Raw genomic sequence first — 25,544 nt, forward strand, 5'->3', positions numbered from 1 at the left:
CCAGTCCTGACTCGGCGGAGTTTCCGCTTTCACATCACGGAAACTCCGCCGTAACAGGCGTTACCCAGGATGGCAGACATGATCAGGGCCATCCTCTTCGACCTGGACGAGACCCTCTTCGACCACCGCACGGCCGTCGCGGCCGCGGTGACCTCGTGGACCGCGGCACACTCGCCCTGCCACCCGCTCCTCGCCGAAGGCCCCGCCCTGTGGCTGCGCCTGGAGGACAAACACCTGCCCGCCTGGCACCACGGGGAATGCTCCTTCGGCGAGCAGCGCCGCCGCCGCCTCCGCGACTACTGCCACCACCTCGGCCTGCCCGTACCCGCCGACCTGGACGAGGCCTACGGCCAGTTCCTGACCCGCTACGAAGCCGCCTGGCAGGCCTTCCCGGACGCCTACCCGGCGATGGACGCCCTCACCGGCACCGGCCTCACCCTCGGCGTCCTCACCAACGGCCAGCCCGTCCAGCAGGAGGCCAAGCTCCGCCGCCTCGGCCTGCTCGACCGCCTCGACCCCGTCCTGACCCCGGACTCGCTCGGCCACTTCAAGCCCTCCCCGCGGTGCTACCTCAACGCCGCCGCCAAACTCGGCCTCGCCCCCCACCAGGTCGCCCTGGTCGGCGACAACCTCGACCTGGACGCCCTCGGCCCCGCCCGGGTCGGCATGCACGGAATCTGGCTCGACCGGTACGGCACCAGCCCTCCCCCGCCCGGCGTCCCCGCCATCCGCACCCTCACCGACCTGCCCGCCCTCCTCGCCGAACTGGGCGAACAGGGCGACTGGCTCACCGCCGCCGGTTTCGCAACGGCACGTCACGGATGATCGGCCAGGTCAGCGCCAGCCCCGCCAGGAACACCCCGAACCCGGCCGCGAACGTCAGCGGCAACCCCGGCGGCAGGTCCACCCGCAGACCCATCAGCCGCGACACGAACGGAATCCGCAGCTCGCTGCCCGCCGCCCCCGCCGCCACCAGCACCAGCGCCACCCCGACCGGGATGGTCAGCAGCCCGCCGCCCTCCCACCGGTAGAAGGCCGCGCTGATCAGCGCGCCCGCCACCGCCCACGCCAGGAACTCGATCAGGTACTCGCTGAAGATCAGCGGCACCTGCGTGGTCGAGGTGAACAGATGCGGCCGCTCCAACCCCTGCGGCCAGCCCGCCAGCGCGTGAAAACCGTTCTCCAGCAGATAGCCGGCCGTCATCAGCGCCGCCAGGACGGGCGCGAACACCGCGAGCGTGATCGCCGCCTGGCCGCCGAACTGGCGGCGGGTCTGGCCGTGCGCGATATACATCGGCAGGTACTCGCGGACCAGCGACACCCCGGTGAACAGCACGTACAGGCGGGGCAGCTGCGCCGCCGGCTCCCACACGCTGCCGCTCACCTCGCCGAACACCGCGATCCCCGCCGTGACCAGCCCGATCGCCACCACGAAGCCGGCCCACAGCAGGGCGGCCAGCGCCAGGTTGGCCGCCAGCAGCCGGGTCGGGAACCTCAGCCCGCCGCTCATCGCGGATCCACCGTCAGGTGCAGGAACAGGTCCTGCATGGCGATCGGCCCCAGCTCCAGGCCCGCCGCCGCGGCTTCCCGCCGGCGCGCCTCGTCCAGGTCGCCGTACACCATGACGGACTTGGTCGCCCCCAGCTGGCGGCTGCCCAGCACGGTCAGCCCCTCGGTGAACGCGTCCACCGGCGCGGCCGCGCCGGTCACCGAGATGCCGCGCGCCAGCAGCGTCTGCGCCTCCTCGTGCACCACCAGCCGCCCCAAATCGATGATCACGACCTGTTCGAACAGCGGGCTCACCTCCTCGATCAGGTGACTCGACATGATGATCGTCCGCGGGTTCGCCATGTAGTCGGCCAGCAGCACGTCGTAGAACTCCGCCCGCGCGGGCGCGTCCATGCCCAGATACGACTCGTCGAACATGGTCAGCGGCGCCCGCCCGGCCAGCCCGATGATCACCCCCAGCGCCGACCGCTGCCCCGTCGACATGGTCTTGACCGTCATCTTGCGGGTCAGCTTGAACCGCTCCAGCAGCTCGCGGGCGAACTCCGCGTCCCAGTCCTCGCGCAGCCACTCGGCGAAGAACAGCGCGTCGTCCACCGTGCCCAGGTCGGTGGTCTCCCCCACGTCGCGGATCAGGCTGATCCGGGAGGTCACCGCCGCGTTCTCGAAGACCGGATCCCCGTCCACCAGGACCTCGCCTGCGCTCTCCCGGCGGAACCCCGCCAGCACCGACAGCAGGCTCGTCTTCCCCGAACCGTTGCGGCCCAGCAGTCCGTAGATCTTGTTCTCCGGCAGGGACAGCGAGATGCCGTCCAGCGCGGTCTTCTCCCCGTACCGCAGGACCAGGTCCCGCACCTCGACCCTCATCGCGACCCTAACTCGTTGATCCGGCCGACCACCTCGCCGAGCGGGACGCCGATCGCCTTCGCCTCGGCCACCATCGGATCCACCACCTCGGCGAAGAAACTCTCCCGCCGGGCGGCCCGCAGGCTCTCCCGGGCGTCCGGACTCACGAACATGCCGATACCTCGCTTCTTGTACAGGACGCCCTCGTCCACGAGCTGCTGGAACGCCTTGGCCGCCGTGGCCGGATTGATCCGGTAGAAGGCCGCGTACTGGTTGGTGGACATGACCTGCTCGTCGCCCTTGAGCGTCTCGCTCAGCACATCGGCCTTGATGCGGTCGGCGATCTGCCGGTAGATCGGGCTCCGGTCGTCGAACATGACACCCGCTTAGTTGGTTCATTACTCTAGTAACGAACCATAGAAGCTCCCTGTACGGGTGTCAACGAACCGCGGCCACCAGCGCCCGCGCCGACCCCGCCACCGCGTCCGCGCCATCCGCGAACTGATCCACCGTCCCCACCAGCGGCAACCCCCGCACCACCGGATCCGACACCGACGCCATCAACGCCTCAGCGAACCGCATCCCCCCGATCACCCGGAACGGCCGCGCGAAAAACGGCCGCACCGACCCCTCCACCGGCTCCGCCAGCCCCAGCCGGTTCTGCACCGACGCCACCCGCCGGTACGCCACACACAACTGCTCCTCCCGCGCCCGCCAATCCCCCGCCCGCAACGCCCCGCTCAACGCCTCCCCCAGCTCCGCCGACCCGCCCAACCGCTTGAACGCGCTCCCCAGCCACTTCGGGTACGGCGGATACCGCCGCCGCATCAGCAGCGACAACCGCATCAGATCCCGCACCAGCCGACCCGTCGACAACAACGACCCCAGCTCGTCACCCACCTCGGCCGCCCGCCCCGGAAACGACTCCTCCCGCGAGATCCGCACCCACTGACACGCCAGCACATACCGCCACACATCAGCCGGATACCAGCGCAACGCCGCCCGCGCCGCCGCCAGCTCCCCCAGCCCGTCATGGAAAACCTCACCCGAGGTCAGCTCCGCCAGCCGCTGCCACGACGCCGACCGCCAATCCTCCACCGACACCCCGCCACGCGGATCAAACCCCAGCCGGCAACGCGCCCACGGCCCGAACTCCGCCACCGCCACCCCCGGCCGCACCGGATGACGATCAGAACCGAACGCCGTCGGATACCCCCCGAACTCGGCCGGCAACCGCAACCAGACCTGCTCCCTGACCTGCTCCACCATCCCCGGACCCACGAACACCAGCACCCGGGGACCCCAGTCATGATCAGCCGACCGGGCCGTGTCGAAACCCAGCACCTCCGACCCCGGCCCGATCAGCGCCGCCCCATGCGCCACCCCATCAAGCAGCGGCGACACAACCTCGCGATAGAACGCCCGCGACAACTCAAGACCCGGCACAAAACTGGACATCATGCCACCAACTGTGCCTCCTCCCCCGAGCAGGCTCACCTGGTTTTCCCCGCGCCGTCCCCCGCGCCGTCCCCCGCGCCGTCCCCCGCGCCGTCGCCCGGCGTCAGAGAATCGCCGACGGCACGTAACCGGCCGCCCCCGGATGCGCCGCCACCACCCGCTCCACCCGCGCCGCCACCGCCGCCACCTGAGCCTCCGCCGCCCCCGTGAACGACAACCGGTCCGCCAGCAGCGCCTCCAGCGCCGCCCGGTCCAGCGGGAACCGCCCATCCGCGCCCAGCCGGTCCAGCACATCGTTGCCCGAACCGTCCACCCGCATCGCCAGCGCCGCCGCCACCGCGTGCTCCTTGATCAGCTCATGCGCCGCCTCCCGGCCAAGCCCCGCGCGCACCGCCGCCATCAGCATCTTCGTCGTCGCCAGGAACGGCAGATACCGGTCCAGCTCCGCCTCGATCACCGCCGGGAACGCCCCGAAATCATCCAAGATCGTGAGCATCGTCTCCGACAGGCCGTCGAACGCGAAGAACGCGTCGGGCAACGCCACCCGCCGCACCACCGAACACGACACATCCCCCTCGTTCCACTGATCCCCCGCCAGCTCCCCCGCCATCCCCGCATACCCGCGCAAGACCACCATCAGGCCGTTCACCCGCTCACTCGACCGGGTGTTCATCTTGTGCGGCATCGCCGACGACCCGACCTGACCCTCCCGGAACCCCTCCGTCACCAGCTCATGCCCCGCCATCAACCGGATCGTCTTGGCCAGCGACGACGGCGCCGCCGCCAGCTGCACCAGCGCCGACAGCACCTCATAGTCCAGCGACCGCGGATACACCTGGCCCACACTCGCGAACCGCTCCGCGAACCCCAGATGGGCCGCCACCCGATCCTCCAGCTCACCCAGCCGCTCCGCGCCCAGCAGATCCAGAATGTCCTGCGCCGTCCCCACCGGGCCCTTCACCCCGCGCAGCGGATAACGGGCGATCAGCTCCTCCAGCCGCGCGTACGCCACCAGCAGCTCATCGGCCGCCGACGCGAACCGCTTCCCCAGCGTCGTCGCCTGCGCCGCGACATTGTGCGAACGCCCCGCCAGCACCAGGCCCGAATACTCGGCCGACAGCCGCCCCAGCCGGGCCAGCATCGCCACCATGCGATCCCGGACCAGCAGCAGGCTGTCACGGATCTGCAACTGCTCCACGTTCTCGGTCAGATCCCGGGACGTCATCCCCTTGTGCACCTGCTCATGCCCCGCCAAAGCGCCGAACTCCTCGATCCGCGCCTTCACATCGTGCAGGGTGACCCGCTCCCGGGCCGCGATCGAGGTCAGATCGACCTGGTCGACGACCTTCTCGTAGGCGGCGATCGCGCCCTCCGGCACGGGCACCCCGAGATCGGCCTGCGCCTTCAGCACAGCCACCCACAGACGGCGCTCCAGCACCACCTTGTATTCGGGAGACCACAGGTGGGCCAGCTCGGCAGAGGCGTAACGAGCGGCCAGGACATTGGGAATACGCGGCTTGGTCACGTTGCCCCAGCCTAACGCCGAACCGGAAACGCCCTTCGCCCTGGTCGAGGGTTTTGACGTTGCGGGAGGCGATTTTCCACCACGCCACCAGCTTTACAAAGTAGATCAATCAAATCCCGGTACGCGAAAGGCCGCGCGACTCCTTCTCGCGCGGCCTTTCTTCACGGGGTCACCTGGAGGGGGTGAGCGCCTCCTCCTCGTACACCTTCACGTCCGCAGGCTCGGCCGCGGGCTTGCGCCGCATCCGCTCCTTCGCCCGCTCCACCATCGTGTACAGCGTCGGCACCAGCACCAGGGTGAGCAGCGTCGAGGAGATCAGGCCGCCGATCACCACGATCGCCAGCGCCTGCGAGATGAACCCGCCGGAACCGGTCAGGCCCACCGCCATCGGCGTGAGCGCCCCGATCGTCGCCAGCGCCGTCATCAGGATCGGCCGCACCCGGCGGCGGCCCCCCTCCATGACCGCCTCGACCACGCCCAGGCCCTGCTCCCGGTACTGGTTGATCAGGTCGATCAGCACGATCGCGTTGGTCACCACGATGCCGATCAGCATCAGCATGCCGATCAGCGCCGGCACGCCCAGCGCCGTGTCGGTCACCAGCAGCAGGCCGATCGCGCCGGTCGCCGCGAACGGGATCGACACCAGCAGGATGAGCGGCTGCACGAAGCTGCTGAACGTCGCCACCATGATCATGAAGACGATGGCGATCGCCAGCAGCATGGCCAGGCCCAGGTCGGCGAAGGCCTCCTCCTGGTCCGCGCTCGCCCCGCCGATCTGGTAACTCACCCCGGCCGGCAGCGCCACGCCCTTCAGCTTCTCGGTCACCGTCGCCGTGATCGCGCCCAGGTCGCTGGCGTCGGCCCGGCCGGACACGGTCGCGGTGCGCTCCCCGTCCAGGCGGCTGATCTGGGTCGGGCCGCCCGCCTTGGCCACCTCGGCCACCGACGACAGCTTGACCGGCCCGGCCGCGGTCGGCAGGACCAGGTCCCGCACCTCGGCCAGGGTCACCGGGGCGTCGCCGGTGCGCAGCACGATGTCGCTGGAGCGCCCGTCCAGGTCGATCGACCCGACCGGAGCGCCGCGGAACGCCTGCGCCACCAGCTGGCCGATCCCGGCCTCGGTGAGGCCGCGCGCCGCCGCCTTCTCGCGGTCCACGTGCACTTCGACCCGCTCGGCGGAATCCTCCAGGTTGGAGGCCACCTCGCGCAGCCCGGCCGTGCCGGCCAGGGCCGTCACCACGGTGTTCGCGGCCGTCTTCAGTTCGGCGTTGTCGGCGCCCTGCAGGATCACCTGCAGCTGGTCGGAGGAGAATCCGCCGCCGCCATCGCCGATCACGATCTCACCGGCTTGCAGCGCCGTCAGCTGCTCTCGCAGCTTGGTCTCCAGTGTGGCCGTTTCCACGTTCTCGGCCAGGGTCACCGAGTAGCTGGCCCGGTCCGCGGTGCCGCCGGCGCCGCCCAGGAACTGGTTGCCGCCGCCCACGTTCACCTGGTAGGAGGCGATCTCCGGGGTGTCGGCCAGGACGGCCTCGACCTTGGCGGCGGCCGCGTCGGTGGTCTCCAGGTTGGTGCCCACCGGCATGCGCTGGGTGATCTGGATGGTGTCGTTGCCCGAGGAGTCCAGGAAGTTCGTCTTCAGGTTCGGCACCAGCGCCATCGTCCCCGCGAACACCGCGAAACCGATCAGCAGGGTGATCAATCGGCGCTGGGTCGCGAACCGCAGCACCGGCAGATACATGCGCTGCAGCGGCGAGCGCAACTCCTTGCGCTCGGCCTCCTCCCGTACGGCCCTGGCCTGCTCCGGGTCGAGCTTCGGCGCCTTCAGGAACCAGAAGGCCAATACCGGGATCACCGTCAGCGACACCAGCAGCGAGGCCAGCAGCGCCACCGTCACCGTGATCGCGAACGGGCTGAACAGCTGGCCGACCATGCCGCCCACGAACGAGATCGGCAGGAACACCGCGACCGTGGTCAGCGTGGACGCGGTCACCGCGCCGGCCACTTCGCGGACCGAGGCCAGGATCGCGGCGCGCTTCTCCTCGCCGTACCCGAGATGGCGCTTGATGTTCTCCAGCACCACGATCGAGTCGTCCACCACCCGGCCGACCGCGATCGTCAGCGCGCCCAGGGTCAGCAGGTTCAGCGAATAATCTCCCACCCACAGCGCGATCAGGGCGATCACCACCGACAGCGGGATCGACACGGCGGTCACGATGGTGGACCGGATCGACAGCAGGAACACCAGGATGATCAGCACCGCGAAGGTCAGGCCCAGCAGGCCCTCGGTGGTCAGATCCTCGATCGAACGCTCCACGTACGGCGCCTGGTCGAAGACCACGGTCAGCTCCGCGCCGGCCAGGTCGGTCGTCAGCTTCGGCAGCAGCGCCCGCACGTCATGGGAGATCTGGACGGCGTTGCCGTCCGGCGTCATCGTGATCGACACGCCCAGGCTCGGCTTGCCGTTGGTACGCGTCAGCGTCGAGGCGGACCCGTCCTTGATCTCGATGTCGGCGACCGAGCCGAGCGTGACCGGCTCGGGCGGCTTCGGCGCCACCACCGGCCGGGGATCGCCCGGCGCCGCGGGCCGGCCGGCCGTCGGGCCCGGCCGCGCCTGCGGGACCTGGACGGCGGCGGCCGGCGCCAGGTAGAGCCCCTTCAGGTCCTCCACGCCCTCGATCCGGTCGCCGATCTGGACGGTCAGGTTCTTGCCGTCCTCGACCAGTGCGCCCGCCGGGATGGCGATCCCGTTGGCGCGCAGCAGCTCGGGGATCACCGCGGGGGACAGCCCCAGCTTGGCCAGCTCCGCGCTGTCCGGGGTGATCACCACCTGCTTCTCACGCGCCCCGGTGACCTGCGCCTCGCGCACCCCCGTGACGGCCTGGACGGCCGGGATCATGATCCGGTCCAGGCGGTCCAGGGTGGCGTGCGGGTCGCCGCCGTCGCTGACCGCGACCACCATGACCGGGATGTCGTCGGTGCTGCCCGCCAGCACCTGCGGATCCACGCTCGCCGGCAGCTGCGCCTCGATCCGGGAGATCGACTGCTGCATCTTCCCGATGGCCTCGTCGATGTCGGTGCCGAACTCGAAGGCGACCTGGATCGAGGCCATGCCCTCCCGCGACGTCGAGGTGACCTCGGTGACGCCCGCGAGGCCCTGGAAGCTGTTCTCGACCGGCTTGGTGACCTGCTCCTCGACGATCTCGGGAGCCGCGCCCGGGTACGGGGCGATCACGAAGGCCCCCGGGAACTCCAGGGAGGGGAAAAGCTGTTGTTTCAGGGACGGGATGGCGAACGCGCCAAATGCGCTCAGCACCACCGCAATCATGATGACGAGACTGCGGTTGGCGAGGCTCAGCCTGGCCAGGGACGTCATGGGGGCAGGGCTCCTCAGGATGAACGCGGGAATGGATGAACGCGGGGAATGTTCGCCCAACCCTAACACTTCGCCTTAGACGAATATTTAACGTCTCGTTGCTTTCCTGATAACCTTCTCAGGTTCCGAGAGGTGAGCGTGAGCGACGAGACAGGCAAGCGACCGGACCCGACGCCCGGTGACCACGTCGGCGGCAGCACCGCCGATCCTGACGCCGATCCCCCGGCCGACCCCCGCGAGCAGGAGGAACGGCAACGACTGCTGGAGCTCATCGGCGAAGCCCAGCATGGCATGGGCCGCTTCTTCGCCCGCGACCGCTCTCTCCCCCTGCTGGCCTCCAACCTGACGATGCAGCAGCTGAAGATCGTCATGACGCTGTCGTTCCTCGGCTCGGCCTCCGGCCAGGACCTGGCCCGCGAGCTCGGCATCGGCCTGGGCACCGTCACCGGCATCGTCGACCGCGTCGTCGCCCAGGGCCTGGCCACCCGCCACGAGGACCCGGCCGACCGCCGCGTCCGCCGGGTCGAGCTCACCCCCGCCGGGCGGCACCTCACCGCCCAGATCCTCGACGCGGGCACCGCCACCTGGCGCGACGTGCTGGCCCACCTGGACATGGGCACCCTCCGCGACCTCGAACGGGTGATGCGCCGCCTGCTCGACGCGATGGCGGCGTTACATCCGGCCTGCGTGCGCGAACCATCCGAGCCCGGCACACCGGTATAGAACGCCGGCGCCTGCATGCCGATCGGACAGACCTTCCCGGGGTTCCTGGAGTCGCGTCCGCGGCCCGCCCTCACGCGGCCCCCGGCCGGACCCGGCCGGGTCCGCGTGACCCTCGTCCAGACCTGGCCGGAGGCAAAGATGGGATGATACGGTAACCCGCCATGTCGTCTTACCTTTCGGACCTGTTCTCGCTCTCCGGCCGGGTCGCGCTCGTCACCGGAGGAAGCTCCGGCATCGGATACGGCATCGCCGAAGCCCTCGGCCGGGCCGGCGCCGACCTCGTCCTGGTCGCCCGCCGCGAGGAACAGCTCGCCACCGCCATCGACGCCCTCGCGGGCCACGGCGTCCGCGCCGCCGCCATCAGCGCCGACCTCGGCGACCGCGCCGCGATCACCCGCGTCACCGAGCGGGCGGCCGGCTTCTTCGGCGAGATCGACATCCTGGTCAACGACGCCGCCAACAACATCCGCCGCCCGATGGCCGAGCTCACCCACGGCGACTACGAGCAGACCATGGCCGTCAACATCACCGCCCCCTACCTGCTCGGCCAGCACTTCGGCCCCCGGATGGCCACCCGCGGCTGGGGCCGGATCATCAACATCGGCTCCCAGCAGTCCATCCGCGCCTTCGGCGACAGCGGCGCCTACGGCGTCGCCAAGGCCGCCATCTGCGGCCTGACCCGCTCCCAGGCCGAAGCCTGGACCCCGCACGGCGTCACCTGCAACACGCTGATCCCCGGCTTCGTGCTCACCCCGCTCACCGAACCCGCCCAGGCCGTCCCCGGCCGCGTCGAAGCCCTCGCCGCCCGCACGATGATCGGCCGCAACGGCGCCCCCGCCGACTTCGCCGCCGTCGCGATCCTGCTGGCCTCCCCCGCCTCGGCCTACCTCACCGGCCAGGCCCTGTGCGTGGACGGCGGCTTCTCCGTCAGCTGAGGGCGGGCCGATGATCCTGGCCGCTCAGATGTCCCCGGCCCCCGCGGACTGCGAGAACCTCTGAGCGGCCAGGACCGCCTAGGTGCGGCGGGTCTCGCGGAGCCCGCGGCCCTCCGCCCAGCTCTCGATCACCAGGAACGGATCCTCCACATGGGTGAAGGCCGCCTCCTTGATGTCGATCCGGAACAGGTGGAAGCCCCCGGGCGGGCCGCCGTATTTCGCGAACACCTCCGGGTCGGTGATCTCCACGGCCAGGCCCGACAGCTTCGCCTCCCCCGGCCAGGCGTTCGGGTCGCCCGGATCCGGGTCGATCGACGGGCCGTGCACGGCCACCCGCGGATCCCGCTTCAGATCCAGGGCCTTCATCGCGCCCGGCATCGAGCCCAGCCACACCTCGTGGTCCTTGAACTCCAGCTCGGTGCCGCTGATCCGAGGAGACCCGTCCTTGCGCAGGGTCGCCATCGTCTTGTGCTTGCCCGCCGTCATCGCCGCCAGGACCCGTGCGGCGAACTCGGGGACCTCCTGCTCGAACTCCTGCCATGTAGCCATGGCCCCCATCGTGCCCGCCGCCACCGACAAAACCGGATCACCGCAGGTGAGCGTTTGATCTTCTGTGTTCCGGAGAGGCGTAAATCATCAAGAGACCGACTTTACAATGTAGATCAAACTGAGGGCCGGTCAGCCGCGAGGCGGGCGATCAGCAGTTCGGCGATCTCCGCCGGCCGTTCCATGGCGGGCAGGTGACCTGCCCACGGGAGTTCCAGCAGGGTCGCGGCCGGCATCTCGGCCACCAGGTGGCGGCCGGTGTCGGCGAAGTAGGACAGGTCGTGTCCGCCGATCACCACCAGCGCGGGCGCGGCGATCGCGGCCAGGTCGACCTCGGGGCGGGTGAATTCGAGCTCCGGGTCGGCGGCCAGCTGCAGTTCGAAGGCGTTGCGCTGCATCTCCACGAGTTTGGCGCGGGCCTGTTCGCCGGCGTCGGGGCCGAGCCACATATGCGCGTTCAGCTCGGCCGCGCCCCGCACGTCCCCGGCTTCGAGCAGCCGGTCCTCCTCGGCGCCGAACGCCGCCAGCTCCGGCGTCGGGTCCAGCCCGGCCGCCGCGGCGATCAGCACCAGCTCCGACACCAGGTCGGGGCGGATGGCCGCCAGTCCCAGCGCCACCCGGCCGCCGCCGGAGGCGCCGACGACCGCCGCCGTTCCGACGCCGAGCTCGTCCAGCAGGGCGGCCACGTCACCGGCGTCGGAGTAGGGCTTGTCCGCCACCAGCGGGCTCCTGCCGTACCCGCGGAAATCCAGGCGGATCACCCGGAAGCGGGCCGCGAGGGGCTCCCACACCTCGTCCCACATGCGCCCGTCGGCGGCCGTGGAGTGCAGCAGCACCACCGGGCGGCCGGATCCGGACTCTTCCCACCAAATGTTCACCGAGTTCTCCCCATGTATCGCACGCGGTCATCGTCGCCAGCGCGAGCCGGTGGCGCAAACGATTTACCCGCGGTACATCTGGGCGAGTTCCTCGATCGTTTCGGCCATCAGTTTACGCAGGTCGGGAGGGTCGAGGACTTCGAGGGCCGAGCCGAGGCGCAGGAGTTGCCAGCGGGCGTGCCGTACCGACTCGATCGGGACGGCCAGGCGCAGCCGGCCGTCGGGGCCGGTGGCGGCGTCGTCGAGGGCGGCGTCGGTGATGTCGTTGCCGATGGTGTAGCGGAGCAGGCCGAGGTAGTCGGGGTCGAGGCGGACGGTCGCGACGCCGGTGTACATGCGGGCGGAGAATTCGGCCGCGAACTTGGACCAGAAGGCGACCAGGTCGAAGCCGGGGCGGCGGTCGAACCGGCCGGGCAGCACCTCGATCCGCAGAATCCGCCCCACCCGATAGGTACGGAATTCTCCGGAGGTTTCGGCGGCGAGGTACCAGGAGCCGCCTTTGAGGATGAGGCCGTAGGGGTGGATGTCGCGGTCGACCTCCTCCGGGCCCCAGCGGCGGTAGCGCATCCGCAGCGGGCGCTGCTCCCACACCGCCTCGGCCACCTCGGTCAGGAACGGCGCCTCGTCGCTCCCCCGGTACCAGCCGGGCACGTCCAGATGGAAACGTTCACGCATCATGGCGGCCTGCGAACGCGGTTCCGGCGGCAGCGCGGCCAGCACTTTGAGCTCGGCCGCCGCGGCCACCTCGCCCAGCCCGAGCTCGGCCGCGGGCCCCGGCAGCCCGGCCAGGAACAGCGAGGAGGCCTCCGCGGAGGTCAGCCCGGTCAGCCTGGTCCGGTAGCCGTCGAGCAGCTGATATCCGCCGGCGGGCCCCCGATCTGCGTAAACGGGCACGCCGGAGGAGGAGAGCGCCTCCACGTCCCGGTAGACGGTCCGGATCGACACCTCCAGCTCCGCCGACAGTTCGGCCGCCGTCATGCGCCCCCTCGTCTGCAGAAGGAGGAGCAGGGACAGCAACCGGCTGGCACGCATATCCCCCAGTCTGCCACCTTTACATTGTAGATTCCGTTTGCTCACCGAACATGGCCTGTGTTCAAATGCACACATGGAAGGTGCCGACCGTATCCGGGCGATCATGAACGCGCTGCGCGCGCACGACAGCGTCTCCGTCGCCGAGCTCGCCGGCCGGTACGGCGTGTCCGAGATGACCATCCGCCGCGACCTGGACGAGCTGGCCCAGCAGGGCGTCGTCCGCCGGGTCCGCGGCGGCGCGCTCAGCCTGCTGCTGCGCGGCGAGGAACCCCCCTTCGGCGTACGCGAACGGGAGGCCGTCGACGCCAAGCACCGGATCGCGGCCGAGGTCGCGGCCCTGCTGGCCGACGGCGAAGCCGTCGTGCTGGACGGCGGCACCACCACCCTGGAGGTGGCCAGGGCCGTGCACGACCGCCGCCTCACCGTGCTCCCGCTGGCGCTGCGCTGCGCCGACGAGCTGGCCACCGCGCCGCGGATCAAGCTGGTGCTTCCCGGCGGCGAGGTCCGGCCGGGCGAGCTCAACTTCGTCGGCCCGCTCACCGAGGCCTCGCTGCGCTCGCTCCGCTTCGACACCGCCGTGATCGGCTGCTGCGGCATGTCGGCCGAGCACGGCGTCACCGCCCACGATCTGGAGGACGTCGCGGTCAAGCAGGCCGCCATCACCTCGGCCCGGCGCGTCATCGTCGCCTGCGACTCGGGCAAGTTCACCCGCACCGCGTTCGGCGCGGTCTGCTCCTACGACAAGCTCGACGTCGTGGTCACCGACATCGGCATCCCCCGCGACCAGCACGACGCGCTCACGGGCGCGGGCGTCACCGTCCGCCTCACCTGACCCCTCCCCCGGAGTCGAACCATGACAATCTCCGCCCCTTCCCGCCTGACGCTGCTCCACGCCCGCCTCGCCGTGTACGGATTGTTCCTCATTGCCGGAATTTCCCTGGGGACGTGGACCTCCCGCATCCCGGCCATCAAGGACGACCTCGGGCTCAGCGACGGCGAACTGAGCGTCGTCCTGCTCGGCATCGCCGGCGGCGCGATCATCGGCATGCAGGCCGTCGGCCGCCTCATCGACCGGTACGGCAGCCGCCGCGTGATGATCCCCGCCGGCCTGCTCCAGGGCGTGGTGCTGGTCCTGCCGGCGTTCGCGCCGAGCCTGCCCGCGCTGGCCGCCGCGATGTTCGCCTTCGGCATGGTGCACGGCGTGCTGGACGTGTCGATGAACGCCAACGCGGTCGTGGTGGAGCGCGTCTACGCCAAGCCGATCATGTCCTCGTTCCACGCCGTGTTCAGCATCGGCGGCTTCCTCGGCGCCGGGATCGGCGGCCTGTTCGCCAGCGCCGGCGCGAGCGTGCCGGTGACGTTCGGCTCGGTCGGCCTGGTGGTCACGCTGGTCGCGACCCAGTGCCTGCGCTGGGCGCTGCCGGACGCCTTCGACCCGGGCCGCCGGCCGGTGCAGGAAGCCGCGGCGGCGCCGGGCCGCCCGATGGCGGGCTGGGTGCTGTTTCTGGGCGTGCTGGCGTTCTGCTGCCTGGTCGGCGAGGGCGCGGCGGCCGACTGGAGCTCGGTCTACCTGGTCGAGGACCTGCGCGCCACCGAGACGGTCGGCGCGTTCGGCTACGCGGCCTTCTCGATCATGATGACGGCCGGCCGGCTGGCCGGGGACCGGCTCACCGCCCGCCTCGGCCCGGTCCTGCTGGTACGGTGCTGCGGCGCGCTCGCCGGGATCGGCCTGCTGGTCACCCTGCTGATCGGCCACCAGGTCGCCGCTCTGATCGGTTTCGGCCTGTTCGGCGCCGGTCTGTCGTGCATCATCCCGCAGGTGTTCTCCGCCGCCGGTCACCGCGACCCCGCCCAGTCCGGCCGGGCGCTGGCCCAGGTCGCCAGCATCGGCTACGCGGGCCTGCTGGCCGGTCCTGTCCTGATCGGCGCGGTCGCCGAGCTCACCGGCAAGCCGATCGCGCTCGCGATCCCCGCGATCATGGCCCTGTTCGTCGCCGCGGCGGCTCCCGCGCTGCGCCCGGCCAGGAGCTGATCGTGGGGGCCGGCGGCCGCATGGGAGGCCGCCGGGCCAGGGCTTCCCCGGGGCCTGATTACCGTGCCAGCACCCTGGGGCGGCCGGGGCGCGGCTCCTTATGGTTGCGGTGATCCCTCGCAGCCAGGAGCGCGTGATGACACAGGACAATCGCCCCCAGTCGTGGCGGCCGACCGCCGTCGAGCGGAGCACGTGGGCGCGTGATGTGTTCCGCGCCGCGTCCGGGCTGCTGCTGGGGCCCGGCGGGTTCATCCTCTACCTGGCCGGCGAGTACGTCTACGACCGGCGGCACCTGCTCTTCGACGCCGGCGGCGCGCCGATGCGGGCGATGAACCCGGAAGGGGAGTCGATCGCTCTGCGCGGCGGCTTCACCAGCCTGGACGCCGTCCCGCTGCTGGGCGGCGGCGGCCGGGGCACCCAGGTCCTGTCGATCACGCCGAGCCTGACCGCGTCCACCCGGGCGATGGGCCTGCGCGACGGCGACCCGGTGTCGGTGGCGCTGTCCAGCCGTACCGTCAGCTCCACCCGGAGCGGGCTGATCGTGCCCGGCCGGATCGGCGCCACGACCCGGATCACCGTGCCCAGGGACGAGTATTCGGTGGCCGCGCTCGGCTCCCTCGCCTCGGCCCTGTTCACCAGCAAGGACCCGGTGATCGGTGCGGGAACCGGCCAGGTGGTGGCGGCCGGGCCGGTCCTGCCGGGCTTCTCCGGCGGCGCCCTGTACCCGGCCGCCCGGCCGGTGAGTCTGCCGCTGATCGGGCGGGCGCCGTATTCGAACCGCCTGGCCACGCCGCTGGCGCTGCGCTGCCCCTGGTGCGGGGAGAGCGTGACCGGGTCGTCGTTCAACGCATTGGCCAACTGCCCCCGCAGGCCGGCGGCGATCGGTGTCCCGCGCGCGACACCGGCCACGTACCGGCCGCTCATCGCGCGGAGCGGTACGCGGTGCGCCGACTGTGACCGCTGGGTCACCTACCCCGCAGACCACAGCCTCTGGTGCCGGTTCCTCAGCTTCCTCGACGAATGGTGAGGACGCTGGTGCGTCAGTCCTGGAGGCTGGTGCGAGCGGCGGCGGACAGCAGGGTGAGCGCGGCCTGACGGGCGGCCTCGCCCGCGCCGGCTGCTTCGTGGTGCGCGGCGACGGCGGTCGCCCCCTCGACCAGCATGAGCAGCTGCCGTCCCAGGGCGGGCGGATCGGCGGCTCCGGCATGGATGGCGATGCCGGTCAGGAGTTCGAGGTAGCCGTCCAGGTGGCGCGCGGTGATGGCGCGGACGGCGTCGACGTGATGCTGGGCGGCCGCGTTCAGTATCGCGCAGCCACGGAAGACCGGCTCGTCGTACCACCGCTGGAGGGCGTCGAACACCGCGGCGAGCTGGGTCGCCGCGGCGGCTTCGGCCAGCCAGCTCGTCACCCGCTCGCTGCGTGCGCGCAGCACGGCCTCCACGAGGCCGTCCTTGGTGCCGAAGTAGCGGTAGAGCGTCTCCTTGGACACCCCCATGCGGGTGCACAGCTCGGCGACGCCGATGCCGTCGAGGCCGCGCTCGTACAGATGGGACCGATGACGCGGACGGCGCGTGCTCATCCCGGGGATGTGCCACGGCGGCTGGTGCTTCGAGGAGCTCACCGGCGAGCTTCGCGCGCGGGGGCATGCCGTCCACCCGCTGACGCTGACCGGGCTCAGCGAGCGCGGCCATCTGCTGCGCGGCGGCGTGAACCTCGACACGCACATCCAGGACGTGACCAGTCTGCTGGCCGCTGAGAACATCCGGGACGCGGTGCTGCTCGGCCACAGCTACGGCGGAATGGTGATCACCGGCGCCGCCGACCGCGCACCCGACCGGGTGGACGCCCTGGTGTATCTGGACGCCATGGTGCCGGGCCCCGGCGACTCCTCCTGGACCCTCGTCTCCGACCAGGAGCGCCGATGTCACCTGGACGTGGTGGAGACCGGCTACGCGGTACGGCCGCTGCCGTTCTTCGACCCACGGGCCACGCCCCACCCGCTGGCCTCGCTGCTCCAGCCACTCCAGCTCACCGGCGACCTGGCGCATATCCGGCGCAGGGACTACGTCTACGCCGCGGGATGGGACGGCCAATCCCCGTTCACTCCGGTCTACCAGCGGTTGCGTGAAGACCCCTCGTGGCGGACGTACGCGCTGGCCAGCGGGCACAACCTCATGCGGGACGCCCCGCAGGACCTGTTGAAGATCCTGCTCCAGGCCGTCGACCCCGCTGATGGCGAGGGTCCGGGACAACCATGATGACGGTCTGATACCCCCACCGGGTACGCAAGCCGGTCAGACGAGGCCTGGCAGCAAGAGCATCGGGCGATATGGCCCAAGGCGTTGGCGTGCTCAGATGTCCTGGCCCGGGTCCTCGTCCTGTGGGGCCGGTGACGGGCTCTCGCCCTGCTCGCCGCTTTCCTCCGGGGTCGGTGACGGCTGCATCGGCTCAGGTGAGGTCGGCACCGGCGGCGGGGTCGGCACGAACACGGTCGGCGGGAGGGGCCTGGCCGGCATCGGGCTGTCGTCGGAGCGGATCAGCATCAGCCACAGGATCAGGCCGATGAACAGCACCAGCGTGCCCAGCAGCGCCGAGGCCAGCGCCACCGAGCGGACCGTCTCGGTGCGCGGCGGCGCGGGCGGCGGCGGCGCCGGCAGCGCCGGATTGCGGTCCCCCAGCCAGTACGGCACGAAATCCGGCCCGTGCCGATCGCCGATCAGCATGCCCGACACCATGACGGGCTCCAGGAACCGCTCGGCCCCCACCCCGCCCGGCGCGTACGGCACCGCCACCCAGGGCGCGTCGCCCCCGTCCCAGGCCACCACCAGCGGGGCCGCGCTCCGCCGCCGGCTCACCCGGGTGAACAGGCCGCGCACACCCGACCTGGCCGCCTCGACCTCCTTGATCCCGGTCACGAACCGGTTCCTGGCGGCCGGATCCAGGGCCGCGCCCCGGGTCAGCACGGCCACCGAGACCGCCCGCCCGTCCGCGCCCTGCCCGAGATAGACCAGGCCCGCCGGGGCCGCCTGAAGGCGCGCCTGAAGCACGAAAGGCCCCAGCCGGGGCGGGTCGCCGTACTGCAGTGGAGTGGCCATCCCCTTCATGAAAACACACCGGGTGTTTTCGCCCATCGCAGCGGGCAGTGATCAGGGCATGGATTCTGTCGGGGAGTCACGATTGAATAACACCCATGACCGTTGCTGAAGGAGAGCCGGGCACCGCGGTGACCCGGGCTCAAGGCGGGAGCGAAGCCGACCTCGGCGCGCTCCGGGACGCCCTGAACGAGGTGCGGCGGGTGATCGTCGGCCAGGACCACATGGTCGAGCGCCTGCTGGTGGCGTTGCTGGCCCGCGGGCACTGCCTGCTCGAAGGCGTGCCTGGGGTGGCCAAGACGCTGGCCGCCAGCACCCTCGCCACCGTGGTGGGCGGCACGTTCGCCCGCATCCAGTTCACCCCCGACCTGGTTCCCAGCGACATCGTCGGCACCCGGGTGTATCACCCGAGCACTGAACGTTTCGACATCGAACTCGGCCCCGTGTTCGTCAACTTCCTGCTCGCCGACGAGATCAACCGGGCCCCGGCCAAGGTGCAGTCGGCGCTGCTGGAGGTCATGGCGGAGCGGCAGGTCACCCTGGCCGGCGTCACCCACCGCCTGCCCCGGCCCTTCGTGGTGCTGGCCACCCAGAACCCGATCGAGTCCGAGGGCGTCTACCCGCTGCCGGAGGTGCAGCGCGACCGGTTCCTGTTCAAGGTGCGGGTCGCCCACCCCAGCGCGCACGAGGAACTGGAGATCCTGCACCGGATGAGCGTCACCCCGCCGGTGGCGGAGAAGGTGCTGGACCCGGCCCGGCTGCTGGCCCTGCAGCAGACCGCCGAGGAGGTGTCGGTGCACCAGCTGGTCGCCGACTACGTGGTCCGGCTGGTCATGTCCACCCGCAACCCGGCTGAGTACGGGCTGCGCGAACTGGAGGAGACCATCGAGATCGGGGTCAGCCCGCGCGCCACCCTGGGCCTGGTCGCCGCCGGGCGCGCCCTGGCCCTGCTGCGCGGCCGCGACTACCTGCTCCCCGACGACGTGCGGGACGTGGCCGTGGACGTGATGTCGCACCGGCTGATGCTGACCTTCGACGCGCTGGCCGACGGCATCGAACCCGAGGACGTGGTCCGCCAGATCCTGGTCTCGGTGCCGCCGCCGCTGGTCGTCTGGAACCAGGGCCAGCGGTGACCAGCCGCGCTCCGCACGCCGCGCTCCGGCGGCTGGAGCTGACCGTGGTGCGCCGCCTGGACGGGCTGCTCCAGGGCGGCCATCAGGGCCTGCTGCCCGGCCCGGGCAGCGAGATCGGCGACACCCGCGTCTACGTGCCCGGCGAGGACGACGTGCGGCGGATGGACTGGGCGGTCACCGCGCGCACCACGATCCCGCACGTCCGCGACCTGATCGCGGACCGCGAGCTGGAGACGTGGGCGCTGGCCGACCTATCGGCCAGCATGGACTTCGGCACCGCCGACACCGACAAACGTTCCCTGGTGGTGGCCGCCATCGGCGCCGTCGGCTTCCTGGCCAGCCGGGTCGGCGACCGGTTCGGGGCGTATGTGATGCACGGCGAGGAAATCCACCGCTACCCGGCCAGACCCGGCAGGCCCGCACTGTTCGGCCTGCTCAAGTCGCTCGCCGAGGCCCCCCACGACCCCGGCTCCACCGACCTGGGCGGCGCCATCGAGCTGATGGCGGCCGCGCACCGCCGGCGCGGCATGCGGGTCATCGTGTCCGACTTCCTGGACGCGCCCGACACCTGGGAGCGGCCGATCCGCCGGCTGGCCGCCCGCCAGCAGGTGCTGGCCGTCGAGATCATCGACCCGCGCGAGCTGGAGCTCCCAGATGTCGGCCAGATCACCCTGGTCGACCCGGAGACCGGCCGTTCCCGCGACATCCACCTGTCCCGCCGGCTGCGCGACCGCTACGCCGAGGCCGCCGCCGGCCAGCGGGAGGCCAACCGGGTGGCCCTGCGCCGCAGCGGCGTGGCCCACCTGGTGCTCCGTACCGATCGGGACTGGGTGGTCGACATCGCCCAGTTCGTTCTGCAGCAGCGGCGAACCGCCCACCTGATGGCCAGGAGAACACGCGCATGATCTTCCTGTCCCCCGCCTGGCTCTGGCTGTTCGCGGCGCTCGCCGGCCTGGTCGCGCTGTATGTGGTGGTCCAGCTGACCCGCCGCAAGTACGCGGTCCGGTTCACCAATCTGGCCCTGCTGGCGCTGGTCGCGCCGGAGAAGCCCGGCTGGCGCCGGCACGTGGCCGCGGCGCTGTTCCTGGTCATGCTGAGCCTGCTCGTGCTCGGCGCGGCCCGGCCCGCCGACGCGGTCCGAGTGCCCCGCGATCGGGCCACCATCATGATCGCGATCGACATCTCGCTGTCGATGGAGGCCGCCGACGTGCCGCCGACCCGGATGATCGCCGCCCGGCAGGCCGCCGAGGCGTTCGTCCAGGAGCTGCCGGAGCGGTTCAACGTCGGCGTGGTCTCCTTCGCCCGTTCCGCCGCCGTCGCCATCCCGCCCACCACCGACCACGCGGCCGTGGTCAACACGATCAGGAACCTCACCACCCGCCCCGGCACCGCCATCGGCGAAGCCGTCTTCAACTCCCTGGACGCGATCCGCTCCTTCGACCAGCAGGCGGTCACCGACCCGCCCCCGGCCGCGATCGTGCTCCTGTCCGACGGCGACAACACCTCGGGCCGCTCGGTCAACGAGGCCATCGAGGCCGCGCTCGGCGGCAAGGTGCCGGTCTCCACCATCGCGTACGGCACGCCGGAGGGAACCGTGGCCATCGACGGCCGCGACGTCCAGGTCCCGGTCAACAAGCAGACCCTGCAGTCGCTGGCGGACGGCACCAGCGGGCGCGCCTACACCGCCGAGTCGGGCAGCGAGCTCCGCGACGTGTACGAGCAGATCGGCACCTCACTCGGCTACAAGATCGTCCACGAGGAGATCACCCAGCGGTTCATCATCGGCGCCATCCTGGCCGGGCTCCTGGTCGCCGCGTCGGCGCTGATCCTGGGCACCCGCCTCCCCTAGGCGCGCCAGAGGGCGGCGAGCTGCCGGGTGGCCAGCCAGGTCGGCACGGCGCGCAGCAGCGCGTCGCGAAGCCACGCGGCGGCGCCGGTCTGGGAGGTCAGCCGCGACTGCCGGGACGCCGCCCGCATGATCTGGTTGGCGCTGGGCCTGCGCTCGGCGTCGTAGCGCAGCAGCCGCCCGGCGACGCCGGCCGGTTCGGCGCCGGTCAGGTGGCGGGTGAGCGCGGCCGCGTCTTCGAAGGCCTGGCTGGCGCCCTGGCCGAGGTCGGGCGGCATGGCGTGCGCGGCGTCGCCCAGGAGCGCGATCCTGCCCGCCGCGAACGAGGGCAGCGGTTCGGCCAGGCGGGCGATCGGGTCGACGTAGATGTCGCCGGGCGGGGTGGCCTCGATCAGTTCCTTGACGAGGGGGTGCCAGTCGGCCATCAGGGCGAGCATCCGCCGGCGTGCCTCGTCCGCGCCGGGCGGGTCCCCGCGCAGGACGGAGTCGGTGAACCAGTACAGGCGGTCCTCGCCGACGGGGAACAGGCCGAACATCGCGCCACTGCGGCGGTCGACCAGCTGGCAGGCGAGCAGGTCGGTGACCAGGCCGGGCGGGCGGGGCAGCATGCCGCGCAGGTCCATCCGGCCGGTCCGCCGCAGGCCCGGGTGGCCGGGAAAGAGCTGTGCGCGCAGTTTGCTGCCGATGCCGTCGGCCGCGATCACGGCGTCCGCCCGCGCGACGGGCCCGCCGTCGCCGATCACGGTCACCCCGGCGGCGTCGGGCTCCAGGCGCTCGACCGGGGTCGCGGTCCGCACCAGCCCGTCAGGCAGCGGAGCGCGTAGCACCCGGTGCAGTTCGGCCCGGTCGAGGAGGGCGGGCGCCCCGACGTCCAGCTGGGCCTGGACCGCGTCGGTGACCAGCAGCGGCCGCCCGCGCCAGTCCCGCAGCCCCGCGCGGCCGGCCCGCATGACGTGCCCGCGGACGTCTTCGGCCAGCCCGAGCGCGTCCAGGGCGCGCAGCCCGTTGGGCATGACCACGATCCCGGTGCCCGCCTCCCGGAGCTCGGAACCCCGCTCGAAGAGCGTCACCTCATGACCCAGGCGATGCAGCCCCACCGCGGCCGCCACTCCCCCGAGACCGGCGCCGACCACCACGATCCTCATGGGACCTCCTCGCTATTCACTACGACCGTACTAGTACGGCTATTGGTAGCATGGCCGGATGCCGCCCACCAATCCGGCCCGTCGCCAAGCCCTCACCGACGCCGCCATCGAGCTGCTCGCGTCATCGGGAGCGCACGGACTGACCCACCGCACCGTGGAGCAGAAAGCCGGGCTTCCGCAGGGCACGGCCTCGAACTACTTCCGCAGCCGGGAAGCGCTGCTGGTGGCCGCCGCGGAACGCATCGCCGAGCTGACCCACGCCGACACCGACCGGGCCACCGACCAGCCCGCGGCGCTGGCCGACCTGCTGACGGAATCGCTGCTCACCGCGGCGACCACCCTGCGCGCCCGCTATCTGGCGATCTTCGAACTTCAGCTGGAGTCCTCGCGCCGGCCGGTGCTCGCCGCGGCGCTCGCGGGCCTCCAGGACACGGCACTGCGGATCACCGCCGGCCACCACGACAAACTCGGCCTGGCCATCCCGCGCGAGAACATCCCCGCACTGATCATGCTCTACGGCGGCGCGCTGTTCACCCTGGTCACCGCCCCGCCGGAACTACTCAGCAGGGACCTGGTCCAGAGCATGGTCCAGGGCATGGTCCAGGGCATCGTGTACGGCTGCGCCCCACCCGGCGCGGCCCGGGCCGGGGCCGGGGATTGGTAACGTTGCTCCGCGTGAGCAACACCGGCGCGCACTACTTCGAGGAGCGTCCGCAGGCCGCGTCCCGGCCCGGCACGGTCAGCCTGGTCCTGCCCGACCTGCATCTGCGGCTGGAGACCGACCGCGGCGTCTTCTCCCCCGACAGGATCGACCTGGGCACCCGGATCCTGCTGGAGTCGGTGCCCGCCCCGCCCGCCGAGGGCGACCTGCTCGACCTGGGCTGCGGCTACGGCCCGATCGCGCTGACCATGGCCGCCCGCGCGCCCGCCGCGACCGTCTGGGCCGTCGACGTCAACCGCCGCTCGCTGGAGCTCACCACCCGCAACGCCGCGAGCGCCGCCCTTGACAAAGTAAGGTCGGCGCATGTGGACGAGGTCCCGCCAGAGGTCAGGTTCCGCGCCATCTGGTCCAACCCCGCCATCCGGATCGGCAAGCCCGCCCTGCACGAGATGCTGACCCGCTGGCTGGACCGGCTCACCCCCGACGGCGTCGCCTACCTCGTCGTCCAGAAGCACCTCGGCTCCGACTCCCTGCAACGCTGGCTGAGCGACCAGGGCTGGACCGCCACCCGCCACACCTCCCGCGCCGCCTACCGAATCCTGAAGGTGACCCCCCGATGAGCACGCCCAACCCACGCCGCCAGCTCCGGCCGACCGACGTGAAGCGGCTCAACCGCACCTGGCGGCGCGGCACCGAGGGCCGCCTGTCCCTCATCCTGGAATCGGTCACCGGCCCCTTCAACATCGGCTCCATCTTCCGCACCGCCGCCGCCTTCGGCGTGGACACCATCTGGCTGGCCGGCAACGCCACCCCGCCCACCAACCCGAAAGCCCAGAAGACCGCCCTCGGCACCGACCGCCTCGTCACCTGGCACGACCCCGTCCCCGCCACCGAAGCCGCCAAAGCGGCCAAAGCCGACGGCTACCGCATCGTCGCCGTCGAACTCACCGGCGACGCCACCCCCCTCCACCAAACCCCCCTCACCGGCGACATCTGCCTGGTCGTCGGCAGCGAGGACCACGGCTGCTCCCCCGCCCTCCTCGAATCCTGCGACGCCGCCGCCTACATCCCCCAGGTCGGCCGCGTCGGCTCCTTCAACGTCTCCATCGCCGCCGCCATCGCCATCGCCGAATCCCGCCGCCAGGAATGGACCCGTCAAGGCTGACCATAACGAAATCTGTTAAGGTCAGCCTTAACAGATTGGACGGCCGCATGTACGAACTGGCCAAACCCGAGCGGGTCCTCGACCGGGAGCACGCCTGGGAGCTGCTGCGGGACTTCGTCAACGACCCCGCGCCGCAACTCCGGCTGGCCATCGTGTCGGGGCGGCGGCGGCATGGGAAGTCGTTCCTGCTCCAGGCGCTCACCGGGGCCTGCGGGGGGCTCTATATGACCGCCGTACAAGAGGAGGGGCGGGTTTCGGCCCTGCGCCGGTTCACCGAGACGATCGCCGCCCACGCCGGACTGCCCGGCGGGGCGCTGCGGCTCGGCGACTGGCGAGAGGTGCTCACCACCGCGCTGGACGTGGCCGGCCGGGCCGAGGGCGCTCCCTTGGTGGTCATCGACGAGCTCCCCTACCTGATGCAGCACTCCCCCGAGATTCCAGGCTTCCTGCAGCTGCTCTACGACCAGTCCCAGGCGGGGCAGGGCCCGGTCGGGCGGATCATCCTGTGCGGGTCGGCGATGAGCGTCATGAGCGAGCTGCTCACCGGCACCAAGCCGCTGCGCGGGCGGGCGGTGATCGACCTGCGGCTGGGCGCGTTCGACTACCGGACCTCGCGCGCCCACTGGCGGATCGAGGACCCGGCCACGGCGCTCCGAGTGGACGCCGTGCTGGGCGGCGCGCCCGGCTACCGCCCGCTGGCGCCGGGCCCCGCCCCCCAGGACACCGGCGAGTTCGGCCCCTGGGTGAGCCGGACGATCATGAACCCCGGCCTCGCCCTGTACTCGCGGGTGGAGGCCGAGTTCCTGCTCCGCGAGGAGCCGAGGATCACGCATCGCACGCTCTACTACGACCTGCTGAGCGCGGTGAGCGATGGGGCGAGCACGCCGTCCAAGATCGGCGCCATTCTGGAGCGGCCGCGGGCCTCGGTGGTCCCGCCGCTGGACCTGCTGGAATCGACCGGCTACCTGCGCAAGAGCCAGGACCTGCTCAAGGCCCGCAATCCCGTCATCACCGTCGTGGATCCGATCATCCGTTTCAACCAGCTCATCACCCTGCCGTTCGCCGACGAGATCGAAAGGGGCCGCGCCGCCGAGGTCTGGGCCGGCTCCCGGCCGACGTTCAACTCCAAGATCCTGGGCCCGCACTTCGAAGACCTGGCCAGGGAATGGACGAGGTCGTTCGCCGCCGCGGAGGCCGCCCAGCGCCTGGGCATGGTCGGCATCGCCGAGGTGAGCGACCAGGCCGCCAGGACCAGGCACGAGGTCGACGTCCTGGCCCTCGCCCCCGGCCAGCGGCCGCAGGCCCCCCGCGCCGCGATCGCCCTGATCGGCGAGGCGAAGGCGACCGTGCGGCCACGGGGGCTGCCCGACCTGGAACGGCTGCGGCACATCCGCGCCCTCCTCACCGAACAGGGGCACGACGCCGGGAACGCCACCCTGGCGCTCTACTCGCTGCACGGCTTCCAGGCCGATCTGCTCAGGGCCGCGAACGGCAGCGCCGACGTCCTCCTCATCGGGCTCGACGCCCTGTACGGCGATCCCGCCTAGCGTGACGTTCGTCATCTGCTGGACGCTTGGCGATCACCTGGCCGGGTTTTCGGCGATCTAAAGTCCGGGGTGCCCAGAGCCAGGAGCACGAGGAGCGCAC

26 protein-coding genes are annotated in these 25,544 nt (G+C 71.5%); 14 read left to right on the forward strand and 12 right to left on the reverse strand.

Features of this window, described 5'->3' with window-relative positions; genetic code table 11:
• Positions 1–78: 78 nt before the first annotated feature.
• Positions 79–825 carry an HAD family hydrolase gene (locus tag Acor_RS11920; RefSeq protein ID WP_170316886.1) on the forward strand — a complete coding sequence of 249 codons (747 nt, stop codon included), beginning with the start codon at positions 79–81 and terminating at the stop codon, positions 823–825.
• Here Acor_RS11920 and Acor_RS11925 read toward each other — a convergent pair.
• The 6 genes from Acor_RS11925 to Acor_RS11950 form a co-directional block, all read right to left on the reverse strand.
• On the reverse strand, positions 788–1,510 hold the full coding sequence (locus tag Acor_RS11925; protein WP_155336668.1) for a hypothetical protein: 723 nt from the start codon (positions 1,508–1,510) through the stop codon (positions 788–790). The genes Acor_RS11920 and Acor_RS11925 overlap by 38 nt on opposite strands.
• The gene (locus Acor_RS11930) at positions 1,507–2,373 is read right to left on the reverse strand and encodes an ATP-binding cassette domain-containing protein (protein WP_155336669.1); all 867 of its coding nucleotides are present in this window, start codon (positions 2,371–2,373) and stop codon (positions 1,507–1,509) included. The genes Acor_RS11925 and Acor_RS11930 overlap by 4 nt, the downstream gene beginning before the upstream one ends.
• On the reverse strand, positions 2,370–2,729 hold the full coding sequence (locus Acor_RS11935; protein WP_155336670.1) for a GntR family transcriptional regulator: 360 nt from the start codon (positions 2,727–2,729) through the stop codon (positions 2,370–2,372). The genes Acor_RS11930 and Acor_RS11935 overlap by 4 nt, the downstream gene beginning before the upstream one ends.
• A 61-nt stretch (positions 2,730–2,790) precedes the next feature.
• A complete protein-coding gene (locus Acor_RS11940) occupies positions 2,791–3,813 on the reverse strand; it encodes a DUF4037 domain-containing protein (RefSeq protein WP_218034241.1) in 1,023 nt (340 codons plus the stop codon).
• 100 nt (positions 3,814–3,913) lie between these two features.
• Entirely contained in the window at positions 3,914–5,335 is a 1,422-nt protein-coding gene (gene purB / locus Acor_RS11945; RefSeq protein ID WP_155336671.1) for an adenylosuccinate lyase, read from the reverse strand.
• Positions 5,336–5,504: 169 nt separating this feature from the next.
• Complete coding sequence (locus Acor_RS11950) at positions 5,505–8,708, reverse strand: efflux RND transporter permease subunit (RefSeq protein WP_155336672.1); 3,204 nt, start codon at positions 8,706–8,708, stop codon at positions 5,505–5,507.
• Positions 8,709–8,846: 138 nt separating this feature from the next.
• On the opposite strand from Acor_RS11950, the gene Acor_RS11955 reads away from it, so the two are divergent.
• Both Acor_RS11955 and Acor_RS11960 read left to right on the forward strand, forming a co-directional pair.
• Positions 8,847–9,431, forward strand: a complete 585-nt coding sequence (locus Acor_RS11955) for a MarR family winged helix-turn-helix transcriptional regulator (RefSeq protein ID WP_246238598.1) — start codon at positions 8,847–8,849, stop codon at positions 9,429–9,431.
• A gap of 161 nt (positions 9,432–9,592) precedes the next feature.
• Entirely contained in the window at positions 9,593–10,366 is a 774-nt protein-coding gene (locus Acor_RS11960) for an SDR family NAD(P)-dependent oxidoreductase (protein WP_155336673.1), read from the forward strand.
• 78 nt (positions 10,367–10,444) lie between these two features.
• Here the strand turns inward: Acor_RS11960 and Acor_RS11965 are convergent, their stop codons facing one another.
• The 3 genes from Acor_RS11965 to Acor_RS11975 all read right to left on the reverse strand — a co-directional run bounded on the left by Acor_RS11965 (position 10,445) and on the right by Acor_RS11975 (position 12,822).
• Complete coding sequence (locus tag Acor_RS11965; protein WP_155336674.1) at positions 10,445–10,915, reverse strand: pyridoxamine 5'-phosphate oxidase family protein; 471 nt, start codon at positions 10,913–10,915, stop codon at positions 10,445–10,447.
• A 113-nt stretch (positions 10,916–11,028) separates the two neighbouring features.
• Entirely contained in the window at positions 11,029–11,790 is a 762-nt protein-coding gene (locus Acor_RS11970; RefSeq protein WP_155336675.1) for an alpha/beta fold hydrolase, read from the reverse strand.
• 63 nt (positions 11,791–11,853) lie between these two features.
• Positions 11,854–12,822: a helix-turn-helix transcriptional regulator gene (locus Acor_RS11975; RefSeq protein ID WP_155336676.1), complete on the reverse strand. Its 969-nt coding sequence runs from the start codon at positions 12,820–12,822 to the stop codon at positions 11,854–11,856.
• 73 nt (positions 12,823–12,895) lie between these two features.
• Here Acor_RS11975 and Acor_RS11980 point away from each other — a divergent pair, with 73 nt between their 5' ends.
• The 3 genes from Acor_RS11980 to Acor_RS11990 all read left to right on the forward strand — a co-directional run bounded on the left by Acor_RS11980 (position 12,896) and on the right by Acor_RS11990 (position 15,881).
• A complete protein-coding gene (locus Acor_RS11980; RefSeq protein WP_155336677.1) occupies positions 12,896–13,654 on the forward strand; it encodes a DeoR/GlpR family DNA-binding transcription regulator in 759 nt (252 codons plus the stop codon).
• A gap of 21 nt (positions 13,655–13,675) precedes the next feature.
• Entirely contained in the window at positions 13,676–14,854 is a 1,179-nt protein-coding gene (locus Acor_RS11985; RefSeq protein ID WP_155336678.1) for an MFS transporter, read from the forward strand.
• 136 nt (positions 14,855–14,990) lie between these two features.
• Positions 14,991–15,881: a hypothetical protein gene (locus Acor_RS11990; protein WP_155336679.1), complete on the forward strand. Its 891-nt coding sequence runs from the start codon at positions 14,991–14,993 to the stop codon at positions 15,879–15,881.
• 13 nt (positions 15,882–15,894) lie between these two features.
• Here Acor_RS11990 and Acor_RS11995 read toward each other — a convergent pair whose 3' ends face one another.
• Positions 15,895–16,434: a TetR/AcrR family transcriptional regulator gene (locus Acor_RS11995; RefSeq protein WP_155336680.1), complete on the reverse strand. Its 540-nt coding sequence runs from the start codon at positions 16,432–16,434 to the stop codon at positions 15,895–15,897.
• Here Acor_RS11995 and Acor_RS12000 point away from each other — a divergent pair.
• Positions 16,427–17,113: an alpha/beta fold hydrolase gene (locus Acor_RS12000; RefSeq protein WP_246238599.1), complete on the forward strand. Its 687-nt coding sequence runs from the start codon at positions 16,427–16,429 to the stop codon at positions 17,111–17,113. The two genes, Acor_RS11995 and Acor_RS12000, sit on opposite strands and share 8 nt — an antisense overlap.
• A gap of 93 nt (positions 17,114–17,206) precedes the next feature.
• On the opposite strand, the gene Acor_RS12005 is transcribed toward Acor_RS12000, so the two are convergent.
• Positions 17,207–17,950, reverse strand: a complete 744-nt coding sequence (locus tag Acor_RS12005; protein ID WP_155336681.1) for a hypothetical protein — start codon at positions 17,948–17,950, stop codon at positions 17,207–17,209.
• Between the two features lie 95 nt (positions 17,951–18,045).
• On the opposite strand from Acor_RS12005, the gene Acor_RS12010 reads away from it, so the two are divergent.
• Genes Acor_RS12010 through Acor_RS12020 form a run of 3 tightly spaced genes read left to right on the forward strand, consistent with a single transcriptional unit; the run spans position 18,046 to position 20,929 of the window.
• Positions 18,046–19,080: an AAA family ATPase gene (locus Acor_RS12010; RefSeq protein WP_155336682.1), complete on the forward strand. Its 1,035-nt coding sequence runs from the start codon at positions 18,046–18,048 to the stop codon at positions 19,078–19,080.
• Positions 19,077–19,985: a DUF58 domain-containing protein gene (locus tag Acor_RS12015; protein ID WP_246238600.1), complete on the forward strand. Its 909-nt coding sequence runs from the start codon at positions 19,077–19,079 to the stop codon at positions 19,983–19,985. The genes Acor_RS12010 and Acor_RS12015 overlap by 4 nt, the downstream gene beginning before the upstream one ends.
• Positions 19,982–20,929, forward strand: coding sequence for a VWA domain-containing protein (locus Acor_RS12020; protein ID WP_155336684.1), 948 nt, complete (start codon positions 19,982–19,984; stop codon positions 20,927–20,929). Before Acor_RS12015 ends, Acor_RS12020 begins: the two co-directional genes overlap by 4 nt.
• On the opposite strand, the gene Acor_RS12025 is transcribed toward Acor_RS12020, so the two are convergent.
• Entirely contained in the window at positions 20,926–22,071 is a 1,146-nt protein-coding gene (locus Acor_RS12025; protein WP_155336685.1) for an FAD-dependent monooxygenase, read from the reverse strand. The genes Acor_RS12020 and Acor_RS12025 overlap by 4 nt on opposite strands.
• 58 nt (positions 22,072–22,129) lie before the next feature.
• Between Acor_RS12025 and Acor_RS12030 the strand changes: the two genes are divergently transcribed.
• Genes Acor_RS12030 through Acor_RS12045 form a run of 4 tightly spaced genes read left to right on the forward strand, consistent with a single transcriptional unit; the run spans position 22,130 to position 25,444 of the window.
• Positions 22,130–22,735: a TetR/AcrR family transcriptional regulator gene (locus tag Acor_RS12030; RefSeq protein WP_155336686.1), complete on the forward strand. Its 606-nt coding sequence runs from the start codon at positions 22,130–22,132 to the stop codon at positions 22,733–22,735.
• Between the two features lie 11 nt (positions 22,736–22,746).
• The gene (locus Acor_RS12035) at positions 22,747–23,352 is read left to right on the forward strand and encodes a class I SAM-dependent methyltransferase (RefSeq protein ID WP_155336687.1); all 606 of its coding nucleotides are present in this window, start codon (positions 22,747–22,749) and stop codon (positions 23,350–23,352) included.
• Positions 23,349–23,897 carry a TrmH family RNA methyltransferase gene (locus Acor_RS12040; protein ID WP_155336688.1) on the forward strand — a complete coding sequence of 183 codons (549 nt, stop codon included), beginning with the start codon at positions 23,349–23,351 and terminating at the stop codon, positions 23,895–23,897. Before Acor_RS12035 ends, Acor_RS12040 begins: the two co-directional genes overlap by 4 nt.
• 35 nt (positions 23,898–23,932) lie before the next feature.
• Entirely contained in the window at positions 23,933–25,444 is a 1,512-nt protein-coding gene (locus Acor_RS12045) for an AAA family ATPase (RefSeq protein ID WP_246238601.1), read from the forward strand.
• Positions 25,445–25,544: the final 100 nt, after the last annotated feature.

This window comes from Acrocarpospora corrugata, from assembly GCF_009687845.1.
GTDB classification, from domain to species: Bacteria; Actinomycetota; Actinomycetes; order Streptosporangiales; family Streptosporangiaceae; genus Acrocarpospora; species Acrocarpospora corrugata.

Excerpts from the sequence above, each read along its gene's own strand:
- Acor_RS11920 (WP_170316886.1), top strand. The coding sequence starts at position 79 with ATGATCAGGGCCATCCTCTTCGACCTGGACGAGACCCTCTTCGACCAC.
- Acor_RS11925 (WP_155336668.1), bottom strand. The coding sequence starts at position 1,510 with ATGAGCGGCGGGCTGAGGTTCCCGACCCGGCTGCTGGCGGCCAACCTG.
- Acor_RS11930 (WP_155336669.1), bottom strand. The coding sequence starts at position 2,373 with ATGAGGGTCGAGGTGCGGGACCTGGTCCTGCGGTACGGGGAGAAGACC.
- Acor_RS11935 (WP_155336670.1), bottom strand. The coding sequence starts at position 2,729 with ATGTTCGACGACCGGAGCCCGATCTACCGGCAGATCGCCGACCGCATC.
- Acor_RS11940 (WP_218034241.1), bottom strand. The coding sequence starts at position 3,813 with ATGATGTCCAGTTTTGTGCCGGGTCTTGAGTTGTCGCGGGCGTTCTAT.
- Acor_RS11950 (WP_155336672.1), bottom strand. The coding sequence starts at position 8,708 with ATGACGTCCCTGGCCAGGCTGAGCCTCGCCAACCGCAGTCTCGTCATC.
- Acor_RS11960 (WP_155336673.1), top strand. The coding sequence starts at position 9,593 with ATGTCGTCTTACCTTTCGGACCTGTTCTCGCTCTCCGGCCGGGTCGCG.
- Acor_RS11965 (WP_155336674.1), bottom strand. The coding sequence starts at position 10,915 with ATGGCTACATGGCAGGAGTTCGAGCAGGAGGTCCCCGAGTTCGCCGCA.
- Acor_RS11975 (WP_155336676.1), bottom strand. The coding sequence starts at position 12,822 with ATGCGTGCCAGCCGGTTGCTGTCCCTGCTCCTCCTTCTGCAGACGAGG.
- Acor_RS11980 (WP_155336677.1), top strand. The coding sequence starts at position 12,896 with ATGGAAGGTGCCGACCGTATCCGGGCGATCATGAACGCGCTGCGCGCG.
- Acor_RS11985 (WP_155336678.1), top strand. The coding sequence starts at position 13,676 with ATGACAATCTCCGCCCCTTCCCGCCTGACGCTGCTCCACGCCCGCCTC.
- Acor_RS11990 (WP_155336679.1), top strand. The coding sequence starts at position 14,991 with ATGACACAGGACAATCGCCCCCAGTCGTGGCGGCCGACCGCCGTCGAG.
- Acor_RS11995 (WP_155336680.1), bottom strand. The coding sequence starts at position 16,434 with ATGAGCACGCGCCGTCCGCGTCATCGGTCCCATCTGTACGAGCGCGGC.
- Acor_RS12005 (WP_155336681.1), bottom strand. The coding sequence starts at position 17,950 with ATGGCCACTCCACTGCAGTACGGCGACCCGCCCCGGCTGGGGCCTTTC.
- Acor_RS12010 (WP_155336682.1), top strand. The coding sequence starts at position 18,046 with ATGACCGTTGCTGAAGGAGAGCCGGGCACCGCGGTGACCCGGGCTCAA.
- Acor_RS12020 (WP_155336684.1), top strand. The coding sequence starts at position 19,982 with ATGATCTTCCTGTCCCCCGCCTGGCTCTGGCTGTTCGCGGCGCTCGCC.
- Acor_RS12025 (WP_155336685.1), bottom strand. The coding sequence starts at position 22,071 with ATGAGGATCGTGGTGGTCGGCGCCGGTCTCGGGGGAGTGGCGGCCGCG.
- Acor_RS12030 (WP_155336686.1), top strand. The coding sequence starts at position 22,130 with ATGCCGCCCACCAATCCGGCCCGTCGCCAAGCCCTCACCGACGCCGCC.
- Acor_RS12040 (WP_155336688.1), top strand. The coding sequence starts at position 23,349 with ATGAGCACGCCCAACCCACGCCGCCAGCTCCGGCCGACCGACGTGAAG.